Genomic DNA, 11,978 nt, shown 5'->3' with positions numbered 1-11,978 from the left:
ATGCTGACAACCGCGTATCGGGGCATTTGCCAACCCGTTCATTGCTGCATCGGCATGGCGATGTTGATTCGCGGTAGACTTGCCGCCTTCCCGACCAGTCAAGAAGCCCGCCATGGCCCTGCCATCGACCACCTACAAGATCGAACTGAACCTCACCGACATGGATCGCAGCGTCTACGAGAACCTGCGCTTCACCGTTGCCCGCCATCCCTCGGAGACCGAAGAGCGCCTGGCCGCGCGGTTGATCGCCTACGCGTTGTTCTATCACGAGCAACTGGCGTTCGGTCGCGGCCTGTCGGATGTCGATGAGCCTGCGTTGTGGGAAAAGAGTCTGGACGATCGCGTGCTGCACTGGATCGAGGTCGGGCAACCGGACAGCGAGCGCATCACCTGGTGCTCGCGGCGTACCGAGAAGTTCAGCCTGGTGGCCTACGGCAATCTGCGCGTGTGGCAGGGCAAGTGCCTCGACCCGGTGCGCAGCCTGAAGAACATCAACGTGGTCGCCCTGGGCCAGGAGGCACTGGCCGACCTCGCACAGGACCTCCCGCGTTCGCTGTCCTGGAGCGTGATGATCAGCGATGGCGAATTGTTCGTCACCGACGAGCGCGGCCAGCACGAGATTCCGCTGGAGTGGCTGGCTGGCGAACGCGGAGCTTGATGAGTAGCGTAGGGTGGATGACGCTCTTTTCGTCCACCACAAGTGCAAGGTGGACGGATGAAGCGCCGTCCACCCTACGAATCTGGCCGGCGAGCGGTGAAGCCGTAGCCCGGATGCAATCCGGAAAATGGTTTTGCACGCCTTGGATCGCAGTTCCCTCTCCCCTCGGGGAGAGGGCTAGGGAGAGGGGGACTTCGGTGGCTCGGTGTTGCTGGATTGACCCTCTCCCCCGGCCCCTCTCCCGCAAGCGGGAGAGGGGAGAAAAACCGTCCCCATTGAAATAGACCGAACATGCGTATCGAATCCCGTCCCTTACCCGCGCAACTGCCCGACCTGGGCAACCTGCCGCCGTTGCTCACCCGTCTCTACGCTGCCCGTGGCGTGCAGTCCGCCGAGGAGCTGGACAAGGGGCTGGCGCGGCTGATTCCGTACCGGCAGCTGAAAGGCATCGACGCAGCTGTCGAGCTGCTGGTCGAGGCGCTGGCGCAGCGTCAGCGCATCCTTATCGTTGGCGACTTCGATGCCGATGGCGCCACCGCCAGCTCGGTCGGCGTGCTCGGCCTGCGTCTGCTCGGCGCTGCGCATGTGGATTATCTGGTGCCGAACCGCTTCGAGTACGGCTATGGCCTGACGCCGGAAATCGTCGCCGTGGCGCTGGAGCGTCAGCCCGACCTGCTGCTGACTGTGGACAACGGCATCTCCAGCGTCGACGGCGTGGCTGCTGCCAAGGCGGCGGGGCTCAAGGTGCTGGTCACCGACCATCACCTGCCAGGGCCGGAATTGCCCGCGGCCGATGCCATCGTCAACCCCAACCAGCCGGGCTGCGAGTTCCCGAGCAAGGCCATGGCCGGTGTCGGGGTGATGTTCTACGTGCTGCTGGCGCTGCGTGCGCGCCTGCGCGAGCTGGGCTGGTTCGCCAGCCGCCAGGAGCCGAACCTGGGCGAGCTGCTCGATCTGGTGGCACTCGGCAGCGTCGCCGATGTGGTGCCGCTGGATGCCAACAACCGCATCCTGGTGCACCAGGGCCTGGCGCGTATTCGTGCCGGTCGGGCGCGGCCCGGGCTGCGCGCGATACTCGAAGTGGCCGGGCGCGACCACCGGCGCATCACTTCCACCGATCTCGGTTTCATCCTCGGCCCGCGACTGAATGCAGCCGGGCGCCTGGACGACATGAGCCTGGGCATCGAATGCCTGCTCTGCGACGACGAGGCGCTGGCCCGCGACATGGCGGTGCAGCTCGATCAGCTCAACCAGGACCGCAAGGCCATCGAACAGGGCATGCAGCGCGAGGCGCTGGCCCAGCTCAAGGACCTGCAGCTGCAGGACATGCCGTTCGGCCTGTGCCTGTTCGAACCGGACTGGCACCAGGGGGTGATCGGCATCCTCGCCTCGCGCCTGAAGGAACGCTATCACCGCCCGGTCATCGCCTTCGCCGATGCCGGTGATGGGCTCCTCAAGGGCTCGGCACGCTCGGTGCCGGGGCTGCATATCCGCGATGCGCTGGACGCCGTGGCGGCCAAGCATCCAGGGCTGATCAGCAAGTTCGGCGGGCATGCCATGGCCGCCGGCCTGTCGTTGCCGCAGGAGAACTTCGGCGCCTTCGCCGCCGCCTTCGATGCCGAGGTGCGCCGCCAGCTGTGCGAGGACGACCTGACCGGTCGCCTGCTGTCCGACGGCCAGCTCGACGCCACCGAATTCCACCTGGAACTGGCCCGTGCCCTGCGCAACGCCGGGCCCTGGGGCCAGCACTTCCCCGAGCCGCTGTTCCATGGCGTGTTCCAGATCGTGGGCCAGCGCATCGTCGGCGAGCGGCACCTGAAGCTGGTGCTCAAGACCGAGTGCGGCAGCGTGCAGCTCGACGGCATCGCCTTCAACATCGACCGCGAGGTCTGGCCCAACCCGACGCTGCGCTGGGCCGAAGTGGCCTACAAGCTCGACCTCAACGAGTTCCGCGGCAACGAGAGCGTGCAGTTGATGGTGGCGCATATCGCCCCGCGCTAACTCGCGAGGTGGGCCAATACCTCCTGCATGCGCTGACGCGTCTCGGCGGTGCAGGGCAGCAATGGTGCCCGCGGCGCTTCATCATCGATCAGCCCCTGCATCGCCAGCGCCGCCTTGATCGCCGAAGGGTTGGCTTCGGCGAAAGCCGCCTGCATCCAGGGCAACAGGCGATAGTGCAACTGCCGTGCGCCTTGCAGATCGCCTTGTGCCACGCGCTGCTGCATGGCCACGTACAGGTCGGCGCGAATATGCGCGGAGGCCGAGATGGCGCCTGCGCCACCCAGACACAGGGTATTGAAGATCTGCACGTCCTCGCCGGCCAGCACCTGCACCTGGCCATCGGCGATCAGCGCCATGGTGGTTTCGGCATCGCCTGAACAGTCCTTGATGGCCTGGATATTGGGATGGCGGACGATGCGTCGCAGGGTTTCGCGCTCGATGCGCACCCCTGTGCGGTAGGGGATGTCGTAGAGCACCAGCGGTACCTCGGCGGCGTCGGCCAGTGTACTGAAGAAGTGCTCCAGCCCCGCTTGCGACGGGCGAATGTAGTAGGGCGCCGGTACCAGCAGGCCGGCCAGCGTGCGGCGCTGGATTTCCCGTTGCAGGTCGAGCAGCGCATTTAGCTGGTTACCGGCCAGGCCCATGATGACGCGGTCTGCGGGGACGCGCTGGAGCACGGCATCCAGCACCGCCAACTGCTCGGCCTGGCTCAGCGCGGCGGCTTCGCCGGTGGTGCCGCAGACCACCAAACCCGCGACACCGTCCCCCAGCAGCCTGGCTGTCAGGCGGTCGAGGCTGGCGAAATCGATCTCGCCGTTGCGAAAGGGGGTGACCAGCGCCACCCAGATACCCTGAAAAGCGGACATGCGAAAACTCCTTGCGACTGACCGTCGGGTCGCCGTCAGGGAGGGTGCGGGATACGAGCGGGAAGGGGATTGAACCTGGCGCTTGTCCTGTCAGCCCATCTGACGGGACAGCACGCCCCGGTCAAATGAGCGACTGTTTCTTGGATTTCTTGGCAACGACGACGCACGCGCACTGGCAGGTCATGGAACCTGGGAGCAGTGCTTGGACGTCTGCGCGGCTGTCAAGCGGCCCCGGCGGTAATATCTGGAAGCATTCAGGCGGCTGCCGGGCCAATGGCCGAGGCCTACACTCGGCGAGATTTCCTCAGGAGAATGCGCGATGAATACCCGTGGCTTGCTCGATCAACTGCTCAAATCCGGTCAGGAGATGCTGCAACAGAAAGGTGCTGGTGGAGCCTCTTCCGGGCTGGGCGGCGCGCTGGGTGGCCTGCTCGGCGGTGGCGCGGGCAAGAGCGGTGGCAGCGATCTCGGCTCGATGCTCAAGGGCGCCGGCGGTGGTGCTGCGTTGGCCATGCTGCTGGGCAACAAACGGGTGCGCAAGGTCGGCGGCAAGGTGGCGGTCTATGGCGGCCTGGCTGCGCTTGGCGTGCTGGCCTACAAGGCCTACGGCAACTGGCAGGCGCAACAGGCCCAGCAGGGTGGTGCGCAGCCAGTCGAGCCGCAGACGCTCGATCGCCTGCCTGCGCCGCAGGCCGAGCAGCACAGCCGGGCCATCCTCAAGGCCCTGGTGGCGGCGGCCAAGGCCGATGGTCATGTCGATGATCGCGAGCGGCAGTTGATCGAGGAGGAGCTCGGCAAGCTGGCGCAGGACGCCGAGCTGCAAGCCTGGCTGCACGCCGAGCTGAACAAGCCGCTGGACCCCGCCGATGTTGCGCGTGCCGCCAGCACGCCGGAAATGGCTGCGGAAATGTACCTGGCGAGCGTGCTGATGGTGGACGAGGAGCACTTCATGGAGCGTACCTACCTCGAAGAGCTGGCGCGCCAGCTGCAGTTGCCGCCGGCGCTGAAGAGCGAGTTGGAGGCACAGGTGCGGCTCGAGCTGCAGCGCGTCTGATCAGACCAAAAGATCATTCATCCTCGCGCCCGGCTTGTTTTAGGCTGAAGGCCAACGACAAGAACGACACGCGAGGATGCCCATGTCGCAAGCGCCCCTGGATGCCTATGACTACCTGATCGTCGGTGCCGGCCCGGCCGGCTGCCTGCTGGCCAATCGGCTGTCTGCCGACCCTGGCGTCAGCGTGCTGCTGATCGAGGCAGGCGGGCGCGACAACTACCCCTGGATCCATATTCCGGTCGGCTACCTCTACTGCATCGGCAACCCCCGTACCGACTGGTGCTACAGCACCGAGGCCGACCCCGGCCTGCACGGTCGCAGTCTCAAGTACCCGCGTGGGCGTGTGCTCGGCGGCTGTTCTTCGATCAATGGCATGATCTACATGCGTGGCCAGGCGGCGGATTACGATGGCTGGGCGGCGGCCGGCAATCCTGGCTGGGCCTGGCGCGACGTGCTGCCGCTGTTCAAACGTTCGGAAAATCACTTTGCCGGCGCCAGCGACCTGCATGGCGGCGACGGCGAGTGGCGGGTCGAGCGCCAGCGTCTGTCCTGGGACATTCTCGAGGCCTTTCGTGCGGCGGCGGCGCAGAGCGGCATTGCCAGCGTCGATGACTTCAATGGCGGCGACAACGAAGGCTGCAGCTATTTTCAAGTCAACCAGCGGCGCGGCGTGCGCTGGAATGCGTCCAAGGCCTTTCTTCGAGACATACGCCAGCGCGCCAATCTGCAGGTGCTGACCGGCGCCGAAGCCGAGCGCCTGGAATTGCAGGGCGGCCGCGCCAGCACCTTGCATCTGCGTTGGCAGGGGCAGGTCCTGCGGGTCAGGGCACGCCGCGAGATCGTTCTCTGCGCTGGCGCCATCGGTTCGCCGGCCTTGCTGCAGCGTTCGGGCATCGGTCCGCGGCCGCTGCTCGAACGGCTCGGCATCGGCGTGAAGCATGAGCTGTCGGGCGTCGGCGAGAACCTGCAGGATCACCTGCAATTGCGCCTGATCTACCGCGTCGAGGGGGTGAAGACGCTCAATCGCATCGTCGCCACACCCTGGGGCAAGCTGGGCATGGGCCTGGAATACCTGCTCAAGCGCAGTGGGCCGCTGTCCATGGCGCCCAGTCAATTGGGCGCCTTCGCCAAATCCGACCCCGGCCAGGCGCGTGCCAACCTGCAGTATCACGTGCAGCCGCTGTCGCTGGAGCGCTTTGGCGAGCCCCTGCACGATTTCCCGGCCTTTACCGCCTCGGTGTGCAACCTGCGCCCGCACAGTCGTGGGCGTGTCGCGATCACTTCGGTTGATGCTGCCGTCGCGCCATCGATCCAGCCCAACTACCTGAGCGACGAGCGCGACCTGCAGGTGGCGGCCGATGCCATCCGCCTGACCCGGCGCATCGTTGCCGCGCCGGCATTGGCCGGCTACCGGCCGCAGGAGTACAAGCCCGGGCCGGATTACCAGAGCGAGGAAGACCTGCAGCGCGCTGCGGGGGAGATAGGCACCACCATCTTCCACCCGGTGGGCACCTGCGCGATGGGGCAGGGGCAGGGTGCGGTGGTCGATGCCCGCTTGCGCGTGCACGGTATCGCCGGTTTGCGGGTAGTCGATGCGTCGATCATGCCGACCATCGTCTCGGGCAATACCTGCTCGCCGGTGTTGATGATCGCGGAGAAGGCCGCGCAGATGATCAAGGAGGACGCGCTGCGTCCTGTGCTGCCGGCCGTGCAATTGCAGGTTCGCGGCGAGGCGCCGCTCCTACGGGAGGCGTGAGCTGCTTTGTGTAGGAGCCCCGCCTCGGGGCGAAGCTGTTGGCTTTGTGCTGTCCTTTGCGCGGGGCGTGCCAAGAACTGCGCCGTTGATCCAGAGATCGCTGATCGATCAGCCTGAACGGGCTGCCAGGCCGTGGCGGCTCGGGTATAATCGCCGGCTTTTCCGTCCGATTTGCCGCGAGCGCCGACTACCATGGAAATCAATCCGATCCTCAACGCCATCAAGGACCTGTCCGAACGTACCCAGTCAATTAGGGGGTATCTTTGACTACGATCACAAGCATGATCGTCTGGTCGAAGTAAACCGCGAGCTGGAGGACGCCAGCGTCTGGAACAAGCCCGAGTACGCCCAGGCCCTGGGCCGTGAGCGCGCCATGCTGGCGCAGATCGTCGAAACCATCGACGACCTCACCGGCAGTCTGGCCGATTCCAGGGATCTGCTGGAAATGGCCGCCGAAGAGAACGACGAAGGTGCGGTCAGCGACATCGTCGCCGAAGTCGAGCGCCTGCGCGAAATCCTCGAGAAGCTGGAATTCCGCCGCATGTTCAGCGGCGAGATGGACCCGAACAACTGCTACCTGGATATCCAGGCCGGTTCCGGCGGCACCGAAGCCCAGGACTGGGCCAACATCCTGCTGCGCATGTACCTGCGCTGGGCCGACAAGCGCGGCTTCAGTGCCGAGATCGTCGAGCTGTCCGAAGGCGAAGTCGCCGGCATCAAGGGCGCCACCGTGCACATCAAGGGCGAGTACGCCTTCGGCTGGCTGCGTACCGAGATCGGCGTGCACCGCCTGGTGCGCAAGAGCCCGTTCGACTCCGGCGCGCGTCGCCACACCTCCTTCTCGGCGGTGTTCGTGTCCCCCGAAATCGACGACAAGGTGGACATCGAGATCAACCCGTCCGACCTGCGTATCGACACCTACCGCTCCTCCGGCGCCGGTGGTCAGCACGTAAACACCACCGATTCGGCGGTGCGTATCACCCACGTGCCGACCAACACCGTGGTGGCCTGCCAGAACGAACGTTCTCAGCACGCCAACAAGGACACCGCGATGAAGATGCTGCGGGCCAAGTTGTACGAGCTGGAGATGCAGAAGCGCAATGCGGCCTCGCAGGCGCTGGAAGACAGCAAGTCGGATATCGGCTGGGGCCATCAGATTCGCTCCTACGTGCTCGATGATTCGCGCATCAAGGACCTGCGTACCGGCGTCGAACGCAGCGACTGCCAGAAGGTGCTCGATGGCGACCTCGACGGCTATCTCGAGGCCAGCCTCAAGCAGGGCCTGTAAGCCCAGTAACCCATCCGTGGGCGCCGGTCAGCCGGCGCCTGCTCAAATTTTGTACGACACGCCAGGCAGATAAAGCGACCATGAGCGACCAACAACTCGACCACAACGAACTGCAACAGGAAGAAAACAAGCTGATTGCCCAGCGCAAGGAAAAGCTTGCTGCCGTCCGTGAGCAGGGCATTGCCTTCCCCAACGATTTCCGCCGTGACAGCCTGTGCGCCGACCTGCAGAAACAGTACGAGGGCAAGAGCAAGGAAGAGCTGGAGGCCGCTGCCATCCCGGTCAAGGTGGCCGGTCGTATCATGCTCAACCGTGGCGCCTTCATGGTGCTGCAGGACACCTCCGGGCGTCTGCAGGTCTATGTCAACCGCAAGACCCTGCCGGCCGAGCAACTGGAAGCGGTCAAGCACTTCGACCTGGGCGACATCATCGCTGCCGAGGGCACGCTGGCTCGTTCCGGCAAGGGCGACCTGTACGTCGACATGCACAACGTGCGTCTGCTGACCAAGTCGCTGCGCCCGCTGCCGGACAAGCACCATGGCCTGACCGACACCGAGCAGCGCTACCGCCAGCGTTACGTCGACCTGATCGTCAACGAAGAAGTGCGCCACACCTTCCGCGTGCGCTCGCAGGTGATCGCGCATATCCGTCGTTTCCTCAACGAGCGCGGTTTCCTCGAAGTGGAAACCCCGATGCTGCAGACCATCCCCGGCGGCGCGGCGGCCAAGCCGTTCGAGACTCACCACAACGCGCTGGACATGGCCATGTTCCTGCGTATCGCCCCGGAGCTGTACCTCAAGCGTCTGGTGGTCGGTGGCTTCGAGAAAGTCTTCGAGATCAACCGCAACTTCCGTAACGAAGGCGTTTCGACCCGGCACAACCCCGAGTTCACCATGCTCGAGTTCTACCAGGCCTACGCCGACTACCGCGACAACATGGACCTGACCGAGGAGCTGTTCCGCGAACTGGCCCTGGCCGTGCTGGGCAGCACCGACGTGCCCTACGGCGACAAGGTGTTCCACTTCGGCGAGCCGTTCGTGCGCCTGTCTGTGTACGACTCGATCCTCAAGTACAACCCGGACATCACCGAGGCTGACCTGAACGACGTCGACAAGGCCCGCGCCATCGCCAAGAAGGCCGGCGCCAAGGTGCTCGGCCACGAAGGTCTGGGCAAGCTGCAGGTGATGATTTTCGAGGAACTGGTGGAGAGCAAGCTGGAGCAGCCGCACTTCATCACCGAGTATCCGTTCGAGGTCTCGCCGCTGGCCCGTCGCAATGACCAGAACCCCAACGTCACCGACCGCTTCGAGCTGTTCATCGGTGGCCGCGAGATCGCCAACGCCTACTCCGAGCTCAACGACGCCGAGGATCAGGCCGAGCGCTTCCTCGCCCAGGTGGCCGAGAAGGATGCCGGTGACGACGAGGCCATGCACTACGACGCCGACTTCGTGCGCGCCCTGGAGTACGGCATGCCGCCCACCGCCGGTGAAGGCATCGGCATCGACCGCCTGGTGATGCTGCTGACCAACTCGCCGTCGATCCGCGACGTCATCCTGTTCCCGCATATGCGCCCGCAGGCCTGACGGCAATACGGAAAGCCGCCCTCGGGCGGCTTTTTTCTGTCTGTGACTCGGGCATTCGGGGGGCTTTCTCCGGGTGGCGGGCTGGCAAGCGAAACGCGGCCTTTTGGTTGCCTGTCCAACCCATTACTCTCCTTGCCACAACCAGAGCGTAGAGGAACGATCTACCGTGAGCTCCGTACCTGTGTCCCCGAAAGCCTCCCATGCTGCCAATGCCGTTGCCGAAAGCGTCCAGTACCAGGGCCGCAAGGCCAGTCGCCAGGGCAGCGAGCAGCGCCGCCAGGCGATTCTCGATGCCGCCATGCGCATCGTCGTGCGTGAGGGCGTACGCGCCGTGCGCCATCGTGCGGTAGCCGCCGAGGCGCAGGTGCCATTGTCGGCCACGACCTACTATTTCAAGGACATCGATGACCTAATCACCGATACCTTTGCCCAGTTCGTCGAGCGCAGCGCGGCGCAGATGGCGGCTTTCTGGGCCAGTACCCAGGGTACGCTGGAGGAGATGGTCGGGCGCCTGGATGGCAGCGAGCAGGCACGCCGGCAACTGGCCGAGGAAATCGCCGAGCTGGCGGTGCAGTACGTGCAGCGCCAGTTGCGCGAGCGCCGCGATCATCTGATCGCCGAACAGGCGTTCCAGCAGGAGGCGCTGCTCAATCCGCGTCTGCGTGAGCTGGTGCGGGCCCATCGGCAGATTCTGCAGCAGGGTGTGACCCACTTCTTCGAAGTGCTTGGCTCGCGCCAGCCCGAGCAGGATGCCGTGCTGTTGACGGCCACCATCGTGCGGATGGAGTATCAGGGCCTGCTGGACGGCGTGGATCATCTGGACAGCCAGGGAATGCTGGCCATCCTTAAGCGTTACATGAATCTGGTTCTGGGGCTGTAAGCGTCGATCATCGGGTCGAACGGCCTGCACAAGGAGAGCGTAATGAAAGCCTGGCGCGTAATGGTCGCCCTGTCCTTCCTGCTATTGAGTGGTTGCCTAGTCACCTTCAAGGACCCGATCCCGGCCAACGAGGCCGCGCCCATCCCGCTGCTGGGCGAGTGGACCCGGCAGGACGAGTGGGGTGATCAGTTGTATCTGGAGATCACCCGAGCCGGCTCCAACCTCTATGAAGCGCGTATCTATGAAGGCAGCCCGGATAACGTGAGCAGCCTCGAAGAGTTCGGCTTTACCGTCGCCCACCATGGTCGCCGCTGGTATCTCTCGGCCGGCCTGCCGAAAAGCCTGGGCGCCAACTTCGCCATCGCCGGTTTCGAATTGACCCGTGACAACGAGCTGGTGGTGTACAACCTCGATACCGAGCGCATCCTGCAGGACATGGACAAGGGCCTGCTGGAAGGGCAGACCGTCGCCATGCCCGAAGCGGATGGCGCACTGATCACCAGCCCGCTGGACAAGGTGTTCGCCTACCTCGACGACCCGGCCAATGCCGATCTGTTCGTCGAAGTCGCGCGTTACCAGCGAGTGGCCGAATAGGAATCGCAATGAACAGCCAGCAAAAACTGGACGACTATCAACTCTGCATTCGCGCCCTCAGCGACCGTATCGTCGAGGCGCAGACCCCCATCCGCGTGCTCGATGCGGTGAAGTGGGACGACGGCATCCGCGATGGCTTTCTCAAGGCCAAGGGCAAGCAGCCGCCGGCGGTGGACCGCGACTACTACCTGAGCCGGCCGCTGGCCTTCGATGCCGCGGCGAAGAAGCTGGAATTCCAGAACATCGAGCGCGACATCACCCGCCAGCTCGGCCAGTTCAACCCGGTCGGGCAGATCATGCGGCGCATGTGCAAGGAATACCGCATGGTCATCCGCATGCTCGAAGCACGCGGCACCGAGGATTTCGGCCTGATCAGTCAGGAGCTCTATGGCGCGGCTTCCGATGCCTTTCATGCCGGTGACCCGACCCTGGCCGATCTTGGCCTGATGCTCTCGGACTACCTCAACAACATCGCCGCACGTGGCGATCTGGAAGACGAGCCCAAGGTGCTTGGCGCCAGCGACGCGGTGAATATCCTGCAGCAGCGCCTGGCGGGCGTGTTCGGCGACGACACCATTCGCGTGTTCGAGTCCGACGGCATCCTCGCCGACGCCGCGGCCGGTGCCGACTACATCAAGATTCGCAGCGATGCGCGCTTCAATGAACGCGACGTCAAAGCGCTGGAAGTGCACGAGGGTCTGGTGCACGTGGGTACCACGCTCAATGGTCTGAACCAGCCGATCTGTACCTTCCTGGCCAAGGGCCCGCCCTCGTCGACCGTGACCCAGGAAGGCCTGGCGATCCTCATGGAGGTGATCGCCTTCGCCTCGTACCCGACGCGTCTGCGCAAGCTGACCAACCGCACCCGTGCCATCCACATGGCGGAGGAGGGCGCTGACTTTCTCGAGGTCTTCGAGTTCTTCCGCGAGCAGGGCTATGGCCTGGAGGGCGGCTACAGCAATGCCAGCCGGGTGTTCCGCGGCTCCTTGCCGAATGGCCTGCCGTTCACCAAGGACCTGTCGTATCTGAAGGGTTTCATCCTGATCTACAACTACATCCAGCTGGCGGTGCGCAAAGGCAAGCTGGAGCAGATTCCGCTGCTGTTCTGTGGCAAGACCACGCTGGAAGACATGCGCACCCTGCGCAAACTGGTGGACGAGGGCCTGGTGCTGCCGCCCAAGTACCTGCCGCCGCAATTCCAGGACATGAACGCGCTGTCGGCCTGGATGTGTTTCTCCAACTTCCTCAACCACCTGAGTCTGGATCGCATCGAGGCGGACTACGCCAATATTCTCTAG

The 11,978-nt window shown here is 64.6% G+C and carries 10 protein-coding genes; 9 read left to right on the top strand and 1 reads right to left on the bottom strand.

What is annotated here, in order from left to right; all coding sequences use genetic code 11:
- The first annotated feature begins 112 nt into the window (after positions 1–112).
- Together DXK50_RS08365 and recJ are read left to right on the top strand one after the other, a co-directional pair.
- The gene (locus DXK50_RS08365) at positions 113–658 is read left to right on the top strand and encodes a YaeQ family protein (protein WP_212629974.1); all 546 of its coding nucleotides are present in this window, start codon (positions 113–115) and stop codon (positions 656–658) included.
- 291 nt (positions 659–949) lie between these two features.
- On the top strand, positions 950–2,659 hold the full coding sequence (recJ, locus tag DXK50_RS08360) for a single-stranded-DNA-specific exonuclease RecJ (RefSeq protein ID WP_212629973.1): 1,710 nt from the start codon (positions 950–952) through the stop codon (positions 2,657–2,659).
- Here the strand turns inward: recJ and dapA are convergent.
- Entirely contained in the window at positions 2,656–3,525 is an 870-nt protein-coding gene (dapA, locus tag DXK50_RS08355) for a 4-hydroxy-tetrahydrodipicolinate synthase (protein ID WP_212629972.1), read from the bottom strand. The genes recJ and dapA overlap by 4 nt on opposite strands.
- 319 nt (positions 3,526–3,844) lie before the next feature.
- Between dapA and DXK50_RS08350 the strand changes: the two genes are divergently transcribed.
- The 7 genes from DXK50_RS08350 (at position 3,845) to DXK50_RS08320 (ending at position 11,978) form a co-directional block, all read left to right on the top strand.
- Positions 3,845–4,579 (top strand): tellurite resistance TerB family protein, encoded by a 735-nt coding sequence (locus tag DXK50_RS08350; protein ID WP_212629971.1) that lies wholly within the window; start codon positions 3,845–3,847, stop codon positions 4,577–4,579.
- A gap of 82 nt (positions 4,580–4,661) precedes the next feature.
- Entirely contained in the window at positions 4,662–6,335 is a 1,674-nt protein-coding gene (locus tag DXK50_RS08345; protein ID WP_212629970.1) for a GMC family oxidoreductase, read from the top strand.
- A 192-nt stretch (positions 6,336–6,527) separates the two neighbouring features.
- Positions 6,528–7,623 (top strand): peptide chain release factor 2 gene (prfB, locus tag DXK50_RS08340; RefSeq protein ID WP_161865232.1). Its coding sequence is split into 2 segments (ribosomal slippage): positions 6,528–6,599 and positions 6,601–7,623, totalling 1,095 coding nucleotides; the frame shifts between segments, so codons are not numbered across the junction.
- A gap of 80 nt (positions 7,624–7,703) precedes the next feature.
- The gene (lysS, locus tag DXK50_RS08335; RefSeq protein WP_161865231.1) at positions 7,704–9,206 is read left to right on the top strand and encodes a lysine--tRNA ligase; all 1,503 of its coding nucleotides are present in this window, start codon (positions 7,704–7,706) and stop codon (positions 9,204–9,206) included.
- Between the two features lie 166 nt (positions 9,207–9,372).
- Complete coding sequence (locus tag DXK50_RS08330; RefSeq protein ID WP_212629969.1) at positions 9,373–10,086, top strand: TetR/AcrR family transcriptional regulator; 714 nt, start codon at positions 9,373–9,375, stop codon at positions 10,084–10,086.
- A 42-nt stretch (positions 10,087–10,128) separates the two neighbouring features.
- A complete protein-coding gene (locus tag DXK50_RS08325; RefSeq protein WP_013716785.1) occupies positions 10,129–10,680 on the top strand; it encodes a hypothetical protein in 552 nt (183 codons plus the stop codon).
- 8 nt (positions 10,681–10,688) lie between these two features.
- Positions 10,689–11,978: a flavohemoglobin expression-modulating QEGLA motif protein gene (locus DXK50_RS08320; RefSeq protein ID WP_212629968.1), complete on the top strand. Its 1,290-nt coding sequence runs from the start codon at positions 10,689–10,691 to the stop codon at positions 11,976–11,978.

This window comes from Pseudomonas sp. KB-10 (genome assembly GCF_018221585.1).
Lineage (GTDB): Bacteria > Pseudomonadota > Gammaproteobacteria > Pseudomonadales > Pseudomonadaceae > Aquipseudomonas > Aquipseudomonas yangonensis.
This window is presented reverse-complemented; position numbering and strand designations above follow the sequence as displayed.

Coding starts and splice junctions, on each gene's coding strand:
- DXK50_RS08365 (WP_212629974.1), top strand. CDS start 113: ATGGCCCTGCCATCGACCACCTACAAGATCGAACTGAACCTCACCGAC.
- recJ (WP_212629973.1), top strand. CDS start 950: ATGCGTATCGAATCCCGTCCCTTACCCGCGCAACTGCCCGACCTGGGC.
- dapA (WP_212629972.1), bottom strand. CDS start 3,525: ATGTCCGCTTTTCAGGGTATCTGGGTGGCGCTGGTCACCCCCTTTCGC.
- DXK50_RS08350 (WP_212629971.1), top strand. CDS start 3,845: ATGAATACCCGTGGCTTGCTCGATCAACTGCTCAAATCCGGTCAGGAG.
- DXK50_RS08345 (WP_212629970.1), top strand. CDS start 4,662: ATGTCGCAAGCGCCCCTGGATGCCTATGACTACCTGATCGTCGGTGCC.
- lysS (WP_161865231.1), top strand. CDS start 7,704: ATGAGCGACCAACAACTCGACCACAACGAACTGCAACAGGAAGAAAAC.
- DXK50_RS08325 (WP_013716785.1), top strand. CDS start 10,129: ATGAAAGCCTGGCGCGTAATGGTCGCCCTGTCCTTCCTGCTATTGAGT.
- DXK50_RS08320 (WP_212629968.1), top strand. CDS start 10,689: ATGAACAGCCAGCAAAAACTGGACGACTATCAACTCTGCATTCGCGCC.